The sequence below is a fragment of the Ensifer sp. D2-11 genome, from assembly GCF_054161295.1.
In genome coordinates this window covers 511,517-528,322 of the sequence record NZ_CP096433.1, presented here as the reverse complement: position 1 = coordinate 528,322, position 16,806 = coordinate 511,517, and the positions used below count along the sequence as shown (strand labels likewise).

Below are 16,806 nucleotides of genomic sequence, written 5' to 3'. Positions count from 1 at the left end.
GGAGATATGATGGTCGACGTCCGGTCCGGTATTGGCGAGGCACTTCCGCCTCCCGAAGTCGAGGATGTTGAGCTTTATCATCCGCATAGCTGGTGGACGCGCTATGTCTTCAGCCAGGATGCCAAAATCATCGCCATTCAATACAGCATGACCGCGATCGCCATCGGCATGGTGGCGCTGGTGCTGTCCTGGCTGATCCGGCTGCAGCTCGGTTTTCCCGGCACATTCGAGCTGATCGATGCCGAGCGTTACTACCAGTTCATCACCATGCACGGCATGATCATGGTGATCTATCTGCTCACTGCCCTCTTCCTCGGCGGCTTCGGCAACTATCTGATCCCGCTGATGGTCGGCGCGCGCGACATGGTGTTTCCCTACGCCAACATGCTGAGCTACTGGATCTATCTGCTCGCCGTGATCGTCCTGGCCGCAAGCTTCTTCACGCCCGGAGGACCGACCGGTGCCGGCTGGACGCTCTATCCGCCGCAGGCGGTACTTTCCGGCACGCCCGGAGGCCGGGACTGGGGCATCATCATGATGCTCTCCTCGCTGATCATCTTCGTCATCGGCTTCACCATGGGTGGCCTCAACTATGTCGTGACCGTGCTGCAGGGCCGCGCGCGCGGCATGACGCTGATGCGGCTGCCGCTGACCGTCTGGGGCATCTTCACCGCGACGGTGATGGCGCTGCTTGCCTTCCCTGCCCTTTTCGTCGCCTGCGTCATGATGCTCTTCGACCGGCTGCTCGGCACGAGCTTCTTCATGCCGGCCATCGTCGAAATGGGCGAGCAGCTGCAATATGGCGGCGGCAGCCCGATCCTCTTCCAGCACCTGTTCTGGTTCTTCGGCCACCCCGAAGTCTACATCGTCGCGCTGCCCGCCTTCGGTATCGTCTCCGATCTCATCAGCACCCATGCCCGCAAGAACATCTTCGGCTACCGCATGATGGTCTGGGCGATCGTCATCATCGGCGGCCTCTCCTTCATCGTCTGGGCGCACCACATGTATGTGAGCGGCATGAACCCGTATTTCGGCTTCTTCTTCGCCACGACCACGCTGATCATTGCGGTGCCGACGGCGATCAAGGTCTATAACTGGGTCCTCACCCTCTGGCGCGGCAACATCCATCTGACCCTGCCGATGCTCTTCGCCCTCGCCTTCATCGTCACCTTCGTCAATGGCGGACTGACGGGCCTCTTTCTCGGCAATGTCGTCGTCGACGTGCCGCTCTCCGACACGATGTTCGTCGTCGCGCATTTCCACATGGTCATGGGCGTGGCGCCGATCATGGTGATCTTCGGCGCCATCTATCACTGGTATCCGAAGATCACCGGGCGCATGCTCAACGAGGCGATGGGCCAGATCCATTTCTGGGTCACCTTCATCGGCGCCTACGCCATCTTCTTTCCGATGCATTATCTCGGCCTCATCGGCGTCCCGCGCCGCTATCACGAGCTCGGCGAAGCGTCTTTCGTGACGACCTCGATCGCGGAGCTCAACGCCTTCATCAGCGTCATGGCGCTTCTCGTCGGCGCTGCGCAGATCGTGTTCCTCTTCAATCTCGCCTGGAGCCTGCGCCATGGCCGGGAGGCCGGGGGCAATCCGTGGCGAGCGACGACGCTCGAATGGCAGACGCCCGAGACGCCGCCGCCCCACGGCAACTGGGGCAATGAACTGCCCGTCGTCTATCGCTGGGCCTATGACTACAGCGTCCCCGGCGCGCCGGAAGATTTCATCCCGCAGAACCAGCCGACGCCCGGCCGCCTCAGTCACGAGACCGTCTCATGAGCATCGTCGCCTTCTTTCTGGCGGCTATCGCCGCCATCATCGCCTGGTGGCTCGCAGGGCAGCGCCTGACATCGCGCCCTTGGCTCGAGGTCGGTCACTTCCACGACCGCCGGGGCGCAACACGTTTGCCGCCGGCAAAAATCGGCCTCGGCGTATTTCTCGCCGTCGTCGGCGCGCTGTTTTCACTTGCGATCAGCGCCTATTTCATGCGGATGGCGTCATCCGACTGGGGCGCGCTGCCTTTGCCCGGCCTTCTCTGGCTCAATACGGGCATCCTCGCCGCCGGCAGCATCACCCTGCACTGGACAAAGGTTGAGGCAGAGCGGCGGAACGACGAGGCAGCCCGGATCGGTCTCCTGGCCGGGCTCGCCCTTGGCCTCGCTTTCCTGGCGGGTCAGCTCTTCGCCTGGCGTGCGCTGTCGGACGCCGGATATTTCCTCGCCGGAAATCCGGCCAACAGCTTCTTCTATCTGCTTACGGGCATGCACGGCCTGCACATCATCGGGGGGCTTTTCGCTCTCGGCCGGGTAACCGCACATGCCTCGCAAACACCGCTCGGCAACAGAACGCGCCTGTCGATCGAGCTTTGCGCCATCTACTGGCATTTCATGCTGATTGTCTGGCTGGTTCTCTTCGTTCTCTTTGCCGGCTGGGCCAGCGGCGTGATCGAGTTCTGCCGCCAACTGCTGACATAGGAACCGCTGAACATGTCTGCACCGATGAAGAAGCCCGCCGCAGAAACGCTCCCCCGCCCCGCCGGTCTGGCGGGGCTCGCGTCGGACTGGGCCTCCGACCAGCGCACCTTCAAGGATGTCTCCTGGGGAAAGGCCATGATGTGGATCTTTCTCCTCAGCGACACCTTCGTCTTCGGCTGCTTCCTGCTTGCCTACATGTCGGCGCGGATGTCCACCTCCGTTCCATGGCCCAATCCGAGCGAGGTCTTCGCACTCGAAATCGGCGGAACGCACATGCCGCTGATCCTGATCGCCATCATGACATTCGTTCTCATTTCGAGCAGCGGCACCATGGCCATGGCCGTCAACTACGGTTACCGCCGCGACCGGCGCAAGACCGCGGCGCTCATGCTTCTGACGGCGCTTTTCGGCGCCGCCTTCGTCGGCATGCAGGCGTTCGAATGGTCGAAGCTGATCGCCGAGGGCGTGCGGCCCTGGGGCAACCCCTGGGGCGCCGCCCAATTCGGCTCTACCTTCTTCATGATCACCGGCTTTCACGGGACCCACGTCACCTTCGGCGTGATCTTCCTGCTGATCGTCGCCCGCAAGGTCTGGCGCGGCGATTTCGAAACGGAGCGGCGCGGCTTCTTCACCAGCCGCAAGGGGCGCTACGAGATCGTCGAGATAACCGGCCTCTACTGGCACTTCGTCGATCTGGTCTGGGTCTTCATCTTCGCATTCTTCTATCTGTGGTGAGGGAGGGCATCATGGCTCACGCGGAAACACATCCGGCACAACATGCGGCGGCCCACACGGAGCACCAGCAGCACCCGATCAAGCTCTACCTCCTGGTCTGGGGGCTGCTGTTCGTCCTCAGCGCTCTTTCATACCTCGTCGATTACTTCGGTCTGCAGGGCTATCTCCGCTGGTCGCTGATCCTCATCTTCATGATGCTGAAGGCGGGCCTCATCGTAGCCGTGTTCATGCATATGGCGTGGGAGCGCCTGGCGCTGATCTACGCGATCATTCTGCCCCCGCTGCTGGTGCTCGTCTTCGTGGCGCTGATGGTGTCGGAATCGAACTATGTCCTCTTCACGCGCCTCACCTTCTTCGGTGGCGGCGAGTAAAAGCGACTGCCGAAAGGTCGCGTTTCGGCGACGCATCAGCCTGCCGACTCCCTGTTCGAGGAAAAGCTTGTACCTCGCCGCCCCGCCGGGTGTATTTTCTCGCGATATCAGCTAGATGAGCATACCAGCGGCCGCGGCCTTCCCCGCCCGCCACCGGCAACATTCTGGTCGTGCAGCACGATGATTATGTCGTAGACAGGCTCAACTCGCGGCGCGGCAGGCTCTAATATCCGGCTTCAAAATTAACCAGGGTCGCATCAATGGCAGAGTTTCCGGAAAAGGCGAAGGTCGTAATCGTAGGACTGGGTGGCATCGTCGGCGCATCGATCGCCCACCACCTCATCGAGCGTGGCTGGGACGATATCGTCGGCATCGACAAGTCGGGCATCCCGACGGATATCGGCTCTACGGCACATGCCTCCGACTTCTGCTACACCACCAGCCACGACTATCTCTCGGTCTGGACGACGCAATATTCGATCGACTTCTTCGAGAAGATGGGTCACTACGCCCGCATCGGCGGCCTGGAAGTCGCACGCACCGGCGACCACGTCTGGATGGAGGAAATCAAGCGCAAGCTTTCCTCCGCCAAGGCCTTCGGCACCCGCGCACACTATGTCTCGCCGGCCGAAATCAAGAAGCTGTTCCCGCTGATCGAGGAAGATCAGGTGATGGGCGGCATGTTCGATCCGGATGCCGGCCTCGTCATCCCGCGCTCGCAGACGGTTGCCGGCAAGCTGGTCGATGCGGCGGAAAAGTCCGGCAAGCTGCAGATCTTCGGCAATACTCCGGCAACTGCGCTGCTTGTCGAGAACGGCCGCATCAAGGGCGTCGTCACGCATCGCGGCACGATCATGGCCGACCATGTCGTCGTCTGCGCCGGCATCTGGGGTCGCCTGATCGCTGAAATGGTCGGCGAGGACCTGCCCGTCATGCCGGTCGATCATCCGCTCACCTTCTTCGGCCCGTACAACGAATTCGAAGGTACCGGCAAGGAAATCGGCTTCCCATTGCTGCGCGATCAGGGCAACTCGGCCTATATGCGCGACACCGGCGACCCGAAGACAACCGAGGGCGGCCAGATCGAATGGGGCTATTACGAGACCGACAATCCGCGCCTCTGCCATCCGCGCGACATTCTCGAAAAGCACGAGGCACGCCTGTCGCCCTCGCAGCGCGACCTCGATATGGAGCAGATCATCGAGCCGCTCGAGCGCGCCATGGAACTGACGCCGATCCTCGGCGAGCTCGGCTATAACGAGGGCCACTCCTTCAATGGCCTGTTGCAGGTATCGGCTGCCGGCGGCCCCTCCTGCGGCGAGAGCCAGAAGGTGCGCGGCCTCTGGTACTGCGTCGCCATCTGGGTGAAGGACGGCCCGGCCTACGGCAAGCTGATCGCCGACTGGATGACGGACGGGCGCACCCATACCGACCACGCCTCGATCGACTACGCCCGCTTCTATCCGCACCAGATCGAAGAGAAGTTCATCGAAGGCCGCTGCTTCGAGGCGGCGCAGAAGATCTATTTCCCGGCCGTGCATCCGCGCGAGCCCTATGCCAGCGGCCGCAACGTCAAGCACTCGCCCTTCTACGAGCGCGAGAAGGAGCTCGGCGGCTACTTCATGGAACTCGGCGGCTGGGAGCGTGCGCACGGCTATGCCGCCAACGAGCACCTGCTCGAGAAATACGGCAACCGCATTCCGGTACGCGAGAACGAGTGGGACAGCCGCCACTTCTGGCGCGTTTCCAACGCCGAACATCTGGCGATGAGCGAGGATTGCGGCATCGTCAACCTCTCGCACTTCCACATGGTGGATATCGAAGGTCCGGATCATGTGGAGCTTCTCGAATGGCTTTGCGCCGCCAAGATCGGTGGAGACGGCAATATCGGCAAGGGCATCTACACCCACTTCCTCGATGACGAGGGCATGGTGCGGGCCGACTTCACCGTCTTCCGCATGGCCGACCGCTGCCGCCTCGTGAACGGCGCCGATGCCGGCCCGCGCGACTTCCACTATATGCGCCGTGTCGCGGAAGACCGGGGCCTAGACGTCACCATCACGGACGTTTCGGAGAAGTTCGTCACCATCGGCATCTGGGGCCCGAATGCCCGCGAGACGCTGAAGAAGGTGGTGGCGGAACCGGCGGGCCTCGATCCTGAGAACTTCCCCTTCGCCTCGATCAAGCAGATCGAGATCGCCGGCAGGCCGGTCTCCGCCTTCCGCATCTCCTATGTCGGCGAGCAGGGCTGGGAACTGCACATGAAATACGAGGACGGCCTGGCCGTCTGGGATGCGCTGCGCGCCACCGGCGTCATGGCCTTCGGCGTCGAGACCTATGCGAACTCGCGCCGCATGGAAAAGAGCCTCCGCCTGCAGAACGCGGATCTTCTCACCCACTACAACCTTATCGAGGCCGACCTTGCCCGTCCCAAGGTCAAGGAAGCGGACTTCCGCGGCAAGGCGAAGCATCTGGAATACAAGGCGCGCGAGCACCAGCCCGCCATGCTCTGCACGCTCGTCATGACGGAGAACACCGACAGGAACGGCGTGAAGCGCTACCCGGTCGGCAACCTGCCGGTCATGGACCCGGAGACCGGCGAGGTGCTGGTGGACGAACTCGGCCGCCGCTCCTACACCACTTCCATCGCCTACGGTCCGACGATCGGGAAGAACATAGCGCTCGCCTATCTGCCCTGGTCCCATTGCCAGGTCGGCCGCAAGCTCAATGTCGAGTATTTCGCCGAGACCTACCCGGTCGAGGTCGCCGGCGTCGGCTACAAGCCGCTCTACGATCCGGAAAACCTGAAGCCGCGGACGTAACCGGGGCCGGATAAAGTGTCCCTGGTTTCAGGCCGGTCCGGCGTGAAACCAGGGACGTGATCGCATACGCCTGCCGCGCGCACCTTCCTATTTTCGGTCGTCGATCTCTTCAGGCTCGTCGGCATCGTCCTCCAGACCCGGCGGCGGGCCGATGAGCCTGTTCAGCATATGCTCCAGCCAGATATTGGTGAACTGCTCGGGACTGGATGCGAGAATGGCTTCGATTCCCATCGGCTCGTCCGACGCGTCCCCGGCATTCCCGGCGATTGCCTGTTTGAACTCTTCGAGGCTGATCCCGTCCACCGCATCGGCCATGCCGCCCTCGGCCTCCAGGGCTTCGACCAGGCCGGTCATCATGCCGGCCATTTCCTTCCGGCTCAGGTTCTTCAGTTCCTCGAAAGTCTCGATGACCTCTTCGCTCGCCACCAGCGAAAACCACAAGGTAGCCAAGCCGAGCTCCGCGCGTCCGTTGACCTCGACGATGCGCGCAGCCAGCCGATCCCCCTCGGCGAGGTCATGGGTCCTCAACCCCTCATTGACCCAGACCGGCTCGCCGCCGCGCATAAGATCGCGCGCGAAAAAGCCTTGACCCCGCTTGATACCGCTGACTTCGTAGAGGCTCATGCGCGCATCGCTCAATGCCTTGATATAGGCGCGGTTGCTGGCACTCTCCTTCCAGCCCCGGCGCTTGAGATAGTCTTGGGCAAGATTGCGCCCGTCGAAATCGCGCGAGAGCATGTCTTCGAACGTGCACGCCCAAAGGTTCATGACAGCCGTCTCTCCGATAATATCCGCAAGCTCATCGAGGTCGAGGTCGTAACGTCCGGTGACCAGGAAGACATGGCTGTCGAGCAAGTTCTCCATCGCCTCGTGCCATTCCGGACGTGATGCCCATTTCGTCAGCCGCTCGAGTTTGTGTCCGCTCGCCATCGCTGCCTCCTTCCGTTCTGAAAAGGGGAAATCCCATTCACTTTCTCCCTCCGGAAAGCTAAACGCTCCGCACTCGAATTGTCATTCGCCATCACTGGAAAAGATGCACCAGTTCACAGTTTCGGCCCCTCGTCGCGTCAAAGGATGCGGTTCAGTTGTCGTTTACGACACAGCCAGTAAGATGTGCGGAAGACCTTCCGTTGCGCGCGTCACGGCGCGAAGCCGATCCGGACGACTTTGCACTTACACAGGGAGTCCAATGCGCTTTATCAACCCGATCCCGTTCGTCCGAGACATCGATCGCTCCAAGGACTTTTACCAAAAGAGACTGGGTCTGAAGGTATTGGAGGACTTCGGAAACTTCGTCCTTTTTGAGACCGGCTTTGCGATCCACGAGGGTAGTTCACTTGAAGAAACCATTTGGGGAAAAGCGATTGTTGCGGAAGAACCCTATGGGCGACGAAATCTCCTGTTGTATTTCGAACATGAGGACATCGAGGCGGCCTTCGAAAACATCGCACCGCACGTGGAAATGATACATCCCATAGAGCGTCAAGCATGGGGGCAGCGAGTGTTCCGCTTCTTTGATCCAGACAGGCATGCGGTAGAAATCGGAGAGCCGCAAAGTCTACTTCCGGGCAACGCGCAGAAATCCTGACGTCGCAACGAGACTGGCTCCGAAGCGCCTCCTGGTTCGCGAATTTCGACCCGGGCTAGAGATCGTTGCGGGTGCGGTTCGGCGGCAACTGATGCCTAACCATCCTCCAACTGAATCCGCCCTGTCTTCAGCATCTGCGGATTCGGCCGGGCGCGCCGCTTGATCAGCCGGCGCGCCTCGGCGATCTTCCTGCCGATGAGCCTGTCATGGCCCAGGCCGGTCGCGGCGACGAGGCGGCCGCGGGCATCGAGGTGGTAAAGGATCCTGGCCTCTTCCACGGTATTCGTGACGAGTTGACTGCCGAAATAGGGAATGCCGGCAATCTGCATCGACCACTCATACTGGTCCGACCAGAAGAAGGGCACGGTGTCGCAGACCATGTCCTGCCCGAGAAGCTGAGACGCCACGACCCGTGCGTGGTCCTCCGCATTCTGCCAGGCCTCGACGCGTACATAGCGCTCGAACAACGGATGCCAGAAAGAGACCGCATCTCCGCATGCGTAGACACCGTCGGCAGAGGCACGCAGCGCCGAATCGGTGCGGATGCCGACTTGGACGTCCAATCCCGCCTCCTTGGCAAGCTCGGTATTCGCCGTGACGCCGACACCGATCACCGCCAGGTCGCATGGAACTGTTTCGCCGTTGGACAAAACTGCCGATTTCAGTTTTCCGGAGCGGTTGGCCACAAGCTTCTCGACCATCGAGCCCACGCGGAACGAGACGCCGGCAGCCTCGTGGTAGCGCGCCAGGGCCGCGCCGATCTCCTGAGGGACTATTCGCGAAAGCAACCTGTTGGTCGCTTCGACGACGACCGTTTCGAGCCCGCGCGAACGGGCTGCCGCGGCGATCTCGAGCCCGACGAAGCCGCCGCCTACGACGAGAAGACGCTTGCTCCTGTGAAATCGCCGTGCGATCGCGACGGCATCATCGAAGGTGCGCAAGGTGAAGACGCCGTCGCATTCCGCACCTGGAACCGATAGGCGGCGCACGCGTGATCCGGTTGCTAGGACGAGCTTGTCGTAATCGAGCCTCGCCCCATCATCCGTGATCACATGTCTCGCATGAATATCGAGCGATTCCGCCCTGCGACCAGGATAGAACCGCACCCTGCCCGCCGTCGCGTCGCCCTGCGGCCAGATCACGCAATCCTTCAGTTCGGACTTTCCCAAAAGCACGCCCTTGGAAAGCGGGGGGCGGTTGTACGGCGGATGCGGCTCAAGCCCGATCAGCGCAATATCGAGATTGGCGGGAGAACCGGCCAGTATCTGGGCGACCCTGCCGCCGGCCTGCCCGCCCCCCACGATCACGATTCTTTCAGGCATCATCCCGGTCTTCAGAGTTTGCTCCAGATTCGCACAATGTCATGTATGGGCATAAACTGGAACCGGCAGGAAAGCCCGGAGGAAAGGCGTCAGACGTCGAAGTTGCTCGGCGAAATCTCGCTCGGCTCGATCCCTCACACGGCAAGGAACCCGCCGTCGACCGGCAGGACGGCTCCCGATACCATTTCGGCATCCGAGGAGAGGAGCATGGCGATGCTCCTTGCGACATCGTCGACCGTCGCGAAACGCCCGGCGGGATGACGGACCATCATCGGCTCGCTCTTTTGCGGATCCGCCCAGGCCGCGGCCGCAAGCTCAGTCATCGTGATCGTGGGCGCTATGGCCACGACGCGGATCCCGTATGGGCCAAGTTCCTTTGCCATCACGCGCGTCGCGCCTTCAAGACCGGCCTTGGACGCCGCGTAGCAGACGTGATTCTGAAACCCGCGGTGGCCCGCGATGCTGGTGACGTTCACGATCGCTCCTCCGCCACCGGCCGCCATGCGGGCTCGGGCGAATTCCTGCGCGCAGATGAGTGCGGCACGCAGGTTTGTGTTCATGACGATGTCGTAACCGTCATCCGTCATGTCGATGAGGCTTTCCAGCACGTTCGTCCCCGCGCAATTGACGAGGATGTCACAGGTTCCCGCTTCCACCATGGCGGCACGCGCCGCCGCCGCATCGGCAAGGTCGGCCACGATGCCGTGGCAGCCGGTCTGACTGGAGAGTTCGTCCAGATCGGACTGCGTGCGGCTGAGCGCCACGACCTGAGCACCGCGCGCGGCCAGAAGCGCCACCGTCGCCCGTCCGATGCCCTTGCCGCCGCCTGTGACGATGACTGATTTTCCGGAGAATTCCATGTTGAATCCAGACGCTTGTCGGTTTGCGATTGGTACCGGCCGGCAACGTTGCCGGCGTTCGGAGAGCCGAGCCACCGGCCCTTAAGCCGGCATCTCGATCTGTATCTTCACGTCCGTGGGGCGCGCCTCGACGGCGCGGTCGAAGGCCGCGATACTCTCGTCGAACGGAATGGTCGCCGAGATCAGCGGTTTCAAATCGACCTTGCCGGAGGCGATCAGTTCGATAGCGCGGTCGTAGACATTGGCATAGCGGAACACGGTCTCGATCCGCAGTTCCTTGGCCTGCATACCGACGATATCGAAGGGGACGGGTTCGACGGGCATGCCGACGAGCACGACGGTTCCGCCCGGGCGCGCAAGACTCGGAAGAGCAAGGATTGCGGGTGCGGCTCCGGAGCACTCGAAGACGACATCCGCCCCCCAGCCGCCCGTCGCCTCCGCGAGAGCCTCGGATGCCGCCTGCTGGCGGACATTGATTGTCTCGATACCCTCATAGGCCCCGATGACATCCAGCTTCGGCTGCGCGAGGTCGGCCACGTAGACCTTGGAGCATCCCCCCGCGAGCGCGGCCAGTGCCGTCATCATGCCGATCGGGCCGGCCCCCATGACGGCGCCGACATCGCCTGGCCTGATGCCCGCGCGAAGGGCGGCCTGTACGCCGATGGCGAACGGCTCGACCATCGCCCCTTCCGCGAAGGACACGTGGTCGGGCAGACGATAGGTGAAGGCCGCCGGATGAACGACCTCGGGCGTCAGGCATCCATGGACCGGCGGCGTGGCCCAGAACCGTACGGACGGATCGACATTGTAGATGCCCAGCTTGGACGACCGGGAGGAGAGGTCCGGAATGCCGGGTTCCATGCAGACACGGTCACCCTTCTTCAGATGCCGGACTTGCGAGCCGACCTCCAGAACGACGCCCGCGGCCTCGTGGCCCAATATCATCGGCTCGTTGACGACAAAGGGCCCGATCTTTCCATGGGTATAATAGTGGACATCGGAGCCGCAAACGCCGACGGTGCGGATTCCGATCAGCACGTCGGTCGGCGACAGATCCCGCCGGACCGGGATGTCGCGCAGCGACAACTGCCCCTTCTTTTCAAGTACAAGCGCCTTTGCCACTATCTGATCTCCTCGTGCTGTGGGTCGCCGTTACCGCCGCAGGCCAAACGAGCCTGCCAGCATCATCGCTCGTCGATGTCTATGTATACCGCGCCATCCACGACTTTCACGGGAAAGGTGCGCAGGTTGACGCAAACCGGCGGATTAAGCGCCTCGCCGGTGCGGAAATCGAAGCAGCCGGCGTGCCTTGGGCATTCGACGGTCGTCCCCTCTACGAAACCATCCGAAATATGAGCATATTCGTGAGTGCAGATGTCATCGGTTGCGTAATATTGATCGTCAGCGGTCCGGAATATCGCAAAACTGCGGCCGCTGTGGTCCCACCGTGCAACATCCTCTCGGCCGACCTTCTTCGCGTCGCATGCCTTGACCCAGTTCCTATCGTCCAACATTCCCAACTCCACTTTTCACTATGCACTTCCACAACGTTCTGCCCCTTTCCTTCGGAGCGGCGCTCTTCAGGCCACGGCCGCCTTGGCGAGTGACCGCAGGTCGAATTCCGGATCCGCCAGCGCCTTTCTTCCAGGCCGGATTCCCCTTTCCATGAGGAGTTGACCCATCCGGACCCCCCGCGAAACCTCGCGAATGGAGCCGAAGCCGCTGATGCCGAGGATCATCTGGTCCTTGTCGAGGTGATAGATCAGCAGCGTACCGTCCGGGCAACGCCGCCGCACGTCTTCCGCGCTGCCTCCGGCCTGGCCGGCAATCTGCATCGTCCGGTCGAACTGATCGGACCACATCCATGGCAACGGCACGTACGCTTCGTCGCTGCCAAGCATGTTCCGGCCGGCAAGCGTTCCCTGATCCTCCGCATTCTTCCAGCACTCCAGGCGCATGCGCGGGCCGGAGACCTGCTCGAAAGCGCAGGCGTCTCCCGCGGCATAGATGAAGGGGTCAGAGGTCCGCAGGAAACGGTCCACAGCGATGCCGTTGTCGATTTCCAGTCCCGCGGCCTCCGCAAGCGCCGTCCGGGGGGAGACGCCCACCGAGATCACCACGGCTGTGCATGGCAGGACCGTGCCGTCGTCGAGACGAACGCAACGGACCCGACCATCGCCTTCCAACTCGCTCACCTGGCGTCCAAGAACGAAGCACACGTCCTTGCTTTCATGGAACAGGCGGACTTCGTGGGACAGCTCTGCCGGCACCGCCCGCATCATCGGCCTGGGCCCTGCTTCGACCACGGTAACCTTGCATCCTCGGACGGTGGCGCTCGCAGCCGCTTCCAGGCCGATTAGCCCGCCTCCGACAATGACGATCTCCGCCCCGGGCCGCAGGTAAGGAAAGATCCGGGCGGCGTCGTCCGCGCTCCGCAGCGTGTGGCTACCGGGCAGGTCGGCACCCGCCACGATCAGGTTGCGCGGCTCCGCTCCGGTCGCCAGCAGGAGACGGTGATAGGCGATGGAGCCGCCATCCGACAATCGCAGTTGCCTCGTCGGCCGATCGATCGCCGCGGCCGCGACCCCTTTCAGAACGTGGATGTCGTTCTTCGCGAGAAAGTCCGCGGGGAAGAGCGGGGCATCCTCTGCCTCGCTCTCTCCTTTCAGCACCGCCTTCGACAGCGGAGGGCGTTCGTATGGCGTGCGGCCCTCGCCATCCACCAACGTGATCCCGCCGTGCCAACCGTTCGTCCGCAAGGCCTGCGCCGCTCGCGCGCCAGCGTGACCGCATCCGACGATAACCATATTTTCCTGATGCACCGGCCCTCTCCTAGGTCTCATGCCATGCTCCCCGAAGCCCGCCGGCCGGCGTGGCCGGCCGGACACGGGTGGGTTTGAACTTCAGCGCTGGAGTTTCTTTTCCTTGAAGCGCCTGTTCATCCGCTCATGGGCTTCCGCCGACCCGTTGTGCCAGGTCCCGAACAGGCGATCGAGCGGCACGGAACCATCCCCGCCGTAATTCACCTCGAAATAGCGGTGGTGGAGATAGTGCATGTAGGTGGCGACATCCATCTGCGCCTTGCCGTTCACGACCAGCTTGGCAAAGCCGCTGTGATCCGGGGCGGGCATAAAGGCCAGGTGCTGCAGATGGTAGACCACCAGGAGCGGATTGGATGGGATGATCCAGTGGATGAGTACGCCGGACATATAGAACAGGTGTTCGACCGGATGCATCGCCATGCCCGACCACGGGATCGGATTCGAGTTCTTGTGATGGATCGAGTGCACCCACCTGTAGAGCGGCCCGAAGTGAAGCAGCCGGTGGACGGAGTAGAAATGAAACTCACGGAACAGGGCGATGAAGAACATGAACAGCGCGAAATAGAAGGGATGCTCCGCCATATCGAGGTAGGGTAGCCAGCCGTTGGCCATCGCCCACAGCGTAACCACCAGATAGGCGGTCCAGATGGTGACACCGCTCACCAGCGTCCAGAACATATTGTCGAGCAACTGGCTGCCGAACATGAACGTCTCGGTATCCTTCGGCCAGCGCCTGTTGTACTTGTACTCAGTGTCCTGCGCCCGCTGCACGTAGAAACGGGCATGCCAGATCGTGGTCCAGACGACGAGCGACACCAGATTGACGGCATAAACCTGCGCGATCCACCCGAATTCGAATGTCTTCATCCGCTCCAGGTCGGGAATGAAATACCACCAGATGAAGGTCGAGATCAGCATGATCGGAATGTTGAGGGGTAGCAGGTAGCCCTCCTTGCCGAACAGCCATTTGAACAGCGCCATGGGTTTGGGAGGCCACACGAAGACCGGAGGCGTCTCGACGGGTTTCGGCGGCGCCCAGCCGCCGGTATTCGGCTTTTCGGGTTGAACAGCGTCACTCATATCCGTTTCCTCCATTATGTTCTTCAAGCCGCAGATGACGCGAGACTGCCCTGCACCCGCGCCCAGCGTTCCCTTACGAGGTCTCGCAGTTGCAGCGCCTCAGCCCATCGGTCCGTCGTGTCGCGACCGTCGCGATCGGTGATCGCATATGGCCGCGGGCCCAGCTCGCAATTGAATGCGAACGGCGCCTCGTCCTGCGGGCGAAGGAGATAGTTGCGCATCGCCCTTTCCCACCAGTCCAGGAACTGGTCGACCAGCGGCTTGTGGTGCGCAAAGCTGATCTCGATCTGTACCTGCTCGCGGCTGGCGACCCGTCCATGCAGCGCCCGGGACCGGTCGAGGATGCTGTTGATGTAGCCATGGTTTTCCGCGCTGACGGGCCATGCGAATTCACGCCCGACGAGATAGTGGGAAAGGTCGGCCACGAGTTCCATGGTCGGGAACGCCTCGAGGAGATCGAGCGTGAAGTAGAGATCGGTCGTCATCCGGTCCCTGTGCGTCTCGATCCAGACCGGTATCGGCGATTGCTCCGAGAGCCTCAGCCAGCTCTCGAGCAGCGGCACGCAATCTTCGAAGCGGCGTGGCCGGACGTCGGGCTGCAGGCAGATGTGATGACCGCCCCATTTCGCCGCGAAATCGAGCACCGGCTTCAAATCGTCGACCGTCTTGGGAAAGCACTGCCATTCCGCCTGGGCGGCGAGCCCCCTCGCGGCCGCCGCGCCCGCAAGCGCATCGGCGGCTGCCGCCTCCGCGCACGGACCGCTGATACCGTCGAAGCCGGCCGCAGCAATCATATCCAGGTTTTCCTCGGCGCTTCGTTCCGCACCATCGGGATCGCGGCGCTCCATCGCCCAGATCGACTGTGTAAAGATTATTCTCTTGGACATTCCCTTCTCCCCGCCCGCCCTCACCGCTGCCTGCGCACCCAGATATCGATGATGACGGCAAGCAGGATGACCGTTCCATGCGCCACAGGCTCATAATAGGAATCCACGCCCAGCAGGACGGTGCCGTTCGATATCATGCCGATGATCAGCGCGCCCACCAGCGTGCCGAGGACGCTTCCCTGCCCCCCGAACAGGCCGGTGCCGCCGATGATGACCGCCGCGATGACGCTGAGTTCCAGGCCGTTGCCGGTCTGCGGGTCCACGCCACGGAACCAGCCGACGAGAATGAAGGAGGTGACGCCGACCATGATACCGCTGACCACGAAGGCGAGAATCTTCACCCGGTCGGTGTTGATGCCGACGGCCTTGGCCGCGTTCTTGTTGCCGCCTGTGGCAAAGACGTTATAGCCGAAGCGGGTAAACAGCAGGAGGTAGGTGCCGAATATGCCCGCGGCCACCATCCAGATCACCTGCGCTGGAACGACCCCGAAGAGCCGGCCGGCGACGAGGGAGCGGAAAAGGTCGTTTTGCAGGCCGGAGATCGGCATGCCCTTGGAGAGCACCAGTGTCGCGCCGCTGTAGATGCTGAGCATGCCGAGCGTGGTGATGAAGGAGGGAATGCGCAGTTTCGTCGTGATGACACCGTTGATGCCCGACAATATCGCGCCCAGAGCCACCACGACGAGCGCGGCACCATAGATGTTGCCCTCCATCTTGATCGCCAAGGCGGCGCAGATCATCGCCAGCAGCCCATGCAATGCGCCGACCGACAAATCGATCTCGCCGGAGATAAAGATGAAGGTGCTGCCGACGGCAAGAATGCCGATGACGGATATCTGCCTCAGAAGGTTCAGCAGATTTAGTTCGGTAAAGAACGTGTCCGTCGAAAGTGAAAGCGCGACGAACATGGCGAGCGCAGCCAGGATGACGGACAATTCGCGGGAATTTGCCGCTGCGGCCACGAGCTTCCTGCCGAGCGCGGCTTGCGGGGTGGATGATGCCATAGTCACATTCGCCTCGCTCATGCGGCTACCTCCTCTTCAAGGTCAGCGTCTCGGGGTTGGCCCGCCAGAATCAGACGAACGACTTCGTCGTGACTGACGGCATTGCGCTCGACTTCCGCGACGACGCGGCCGCCGCGCAGGATGAGGAGATCGTCGGCCACCTCGAAAACATGATCCAGATTATGACTGATGATCAGAACAGACGTGCCATGCGCCCGCAGGTCGTGGACGACATCGAGCACCATGCGCTGCTCGCGAATCCCGAGCGCCGCCGTCGGTTCGTCCATGATGACGAGTTGCCCGCCGGAGGCACAGGCTCTCGCTATCGCCACGGCCTGACGCTGCCCGCCAGACATCGAGGAGACCGGGATATCGAGAGAAGGAAGCTTCGCCTTCATGTAACTGAGAGCGTTTTCCGCGGTCTCCCGCATCTTCTTGCGATCTACGACCAGCCCGCCCCATTTGGTGGGAATATTGCCGAGCGAGATGTTGTGTATCACGTTGCGCTGGTCGACCAGCGCCAGATCCTGATAGACGGCAGTGATCCCCAAGGCCAGTGCATCGCGCGCACTGTCCATGTGGACCTGTTTGCCATTGACCCAGACGCTGCCTTGCGTCGGCTTATAGGTTCCACAGATCATCTTGACCAAGGTAGATTTGCCAGCACCGTTATCGCCCAGGAGAGCGGTCACCCGGCCCTTGCGGATATTGGCCGAAACGTTGCTTATGGCCGTCACATGGCCGAAGCGTTTGGTCAGGTTTTGAACTCGAAGCATGTGTCCTCCCCGCTCGAGCGATGCCGACGAAACAAGTCGCCGGTATCGCCCTCGCC

The 16,806-nt window shown here is 62.1% G+C and carries 16 protein-coding genes; 6 read left to right on the top strand and 10 right to left on the bottom strand.

Translation table 11 applies throughout. The features are described from left to right. The first annotated feature begins 6 nt into the window (after nucleotides 1–6). The 5 genes from ctaD (at nucleotide 7) to M1D34_RS02435 (ending at nucleotide 6,411) form a co-directional block, all read left to right on the top strand. Nucleotides 7–1,788: a cytochrome c oxidase subunit I gene (gene ctaD / locus M1D34_RS02455; protein ID WP_010969991.1), complete on the top strand. Its 1,782-nt coding sequence runs from the start codon at nucleotides 7–9 to the stop codon at nucleotides 1,786–1,788. Then, nucleotides 1,785–2,483: a cytochrome c oxidase subunit 3 gene (locus M1D34_RS02450; RefSeq protein WP_498780502.1), complete on the top strand. Its 699-nt coding sequence runs from the start codon at nucleotides 1,785–1,787 to the stop codon at nucleotides 2,481–2,483. Before ctaD ends, M1D34_RS02450 begins: the two co-directional genes overlap by 4 nt. A gap of 12 nt (nucleotides 2,484–2,495) precedes the next feature. Next, nucleotides 2,496–3,218, top strand: coding sequence for a heme-copper oxidase subunit III family protein (locus tag M1D34_RS02445; protein ID WP_004434085.1), 723 nt, complete (start codon nucleotides 2,496–2,498; stop codon nucleotides 3,216–3,218). Between the two features lie 11 nt (nucleotides 3,219–3,229). Continuing rightward, complete coding sequence (locus tag M1D34_RS02440; protein ID WP_004434089.1) at nucleotides 3,230–3,589, top strand: cytochrome C oxidase subunit IV family protein; 360 nt, start codon at nucleotides 3,230–3,232, stop codon at nucleotides 3,587–3,589. Nucleotides 3,590–3,849: 260 nt separating this feature from the next. Further along, nucleotides 3,850–6,411, top strand: a complete 2,562-nt coding sequence (locus M1D34_RS02435) for a GcvT family protein (protein ID WP_153314595.1) — start codon at nucleotides 3,850–3,852, stop codon at nucleotides 6,409–6,411. Nucleotides 6,412–6,498: 87 nt separating this feature from the next. On the opposite strand, the gene M1D34_RS02430 is transcribed toward M1D34_RS02435, so the two are convergent. Next, nucleotides 6,499–7,341, bottom strand: coding sequence for a DUF7986 domain-containing protein (locus M1D34_RS02430; RefSeq protein WP_498780499.1), 843 nt, complete (start codon nucleotides 7,339–7,341; stop codon nucleotides 6,499–6,501). Nucleotides 7,342–7,600: 259 nt separating this feature from the next. Between M1D34_RS02430 and M1D34_RS02425 the strand changes: the two genes are divergently transcribed. Then, nucleotides 7,601–7,999, top strand: a complete 399-nt coding sequence (locus tag M1D34_RS02425; protein WP_010969996.1) for a VOC family protein — start codon at nucleotides 7,601–7,603, stop codon at nucleotides 7,997–7,999. Nucleotides 8,000–8,094: 95 nt separating this feature from the next. Here the strand turns inward: M1D34_RS02425 and M1D34_RS02420 are convergent, their stop codons facing one another. The 9 genes from M1D34_RS02420 to M1D34_RS02380 all read right to left on the bottom strand — a co-directional run bounded on the left by M1D34_RS02420 (nucleotide 8,095) and on the right by M1D34_RS02380 (nucleotide 16,750). Beyond that, a complete protein-coding gene (locus M1D34_RS02420; RefSeq protein WP_028009947.1) occupies nucleotides 8,095–9,324 on the bottom strand; it encodes an NAD(P)/FAD-dependent oxidoreductase in 1,230 nt (409 codons plus the stop codon). Between the two features lie 131 nt (nucleotides 9,325–9,455). Continuing rightward, nucleotides 9,456–10,181 carry an SDR family oxidoreductase gene (locus M1D34_RS02415; RefSeq protein WP_498780496.1) on the bottom strand — a complete coding sequence of 242 codons (726 nt, stop codon included), beginning with the start codon at nucleotides 10,179–10,181 and terminating at the stop codon, nucleotides 9,456–9,458. 81 nt (nucleotides 10,182–10,262) lie between these two features. Beyond that, nucleotides 10,263–11,303, bottom strand: a complete 1,041-nt coding sequence (locus M1D34_RS02410; RefSeq protein ID WP_498780494.1) for an NAD(P)-dependent alcohol dehydrogenase — start codon at nucleotides 11,301–11,303, stop codon at nucleotides 10,263–10,265. Between the two features lie 62 nt (nucleotides 11,304–11,365). Further along, nucleotides 11,366–11,695: a MocE family 2Fe-2S type ferredoxin gene (locus M1D34_RS02405; protein ID WP_004434108.1), complete on the bottom strand. Its 330-nt coding sequence runs from the start codon at nucleotides 11,693–11,695 to the stop codon at nucleotides 11,366–11,368. A 66-nt stretch (nucleotides 11,696–11,761) separates the two neighbouring features. Beyond that, complete coding sequence (locus M1D34_RS02400; RefSeq protein WP_498780492.1) at nucleotides 11,762–13,003, bottom strand: NAD(P)/FAD-dependent oxidoreductase; 1,242 nt, start codon at nucleotides 13,001–13,003, stop codon at nucleotides 11,762–11,764. Nucleotides 13,004–13,084: 81 nt separating this feature from the next. After that, nucleotides 13,085–14,098: a sterol desaturase family protein gene (locus M1D34_RS02395; protein ID WP_498780490.1), complete on the bottom strand. Its 1,014-nt coding sequence runs from the start codon at nucleotides 14,096–14,098 to the stop codon at nucleotides 13,085–13,087. An 8-nt stretch (nucleotides 14,099–14,106) separates the two neighbouring features. Continuing rightward, nucleotides 14,107–14,970, bottom strand: coding sequence for a sugar phosphate isomerase/epimerase (locus tag M1D34_RS02390; protein ID WP_127595958.1), 864 nt, complete (start codon nucleotides 14,968–14,970; stop codon nucleotides 14,107–14,109). Nucleotides 14,971–14,990: 20 nt separating this feature from the next. Continuing rightward, entirely contained in the window at nucleotides 14,991–15,995 is a 1,005-nt protein-coding gene (locus tag M1D34_RS02385; RefSeq protein WP_027993415.1) for an ABC transporter permease, read from the bottom strand. Beyond that, the gene (locus tag M1D34_RS02380; RefSeq protein ID WP_010970003.1) at nucleotides 15,992–16,750 is read right to left on the bottom strand and encodes an ATP-binding cassette domain-containing protein; all 759 of its coding nucleotides are present in this window, start codon (nucleotides 16,748–16,750) and stop codon (nucleotides 15,992–15,994) included. Before M1D34_RS02380 ends, M1D34_RS02385 begins: the two co-directional genes overlap by 4 nt. Nucleotides 16,751–16,806 lie beyond the last annotated feature (56 nt).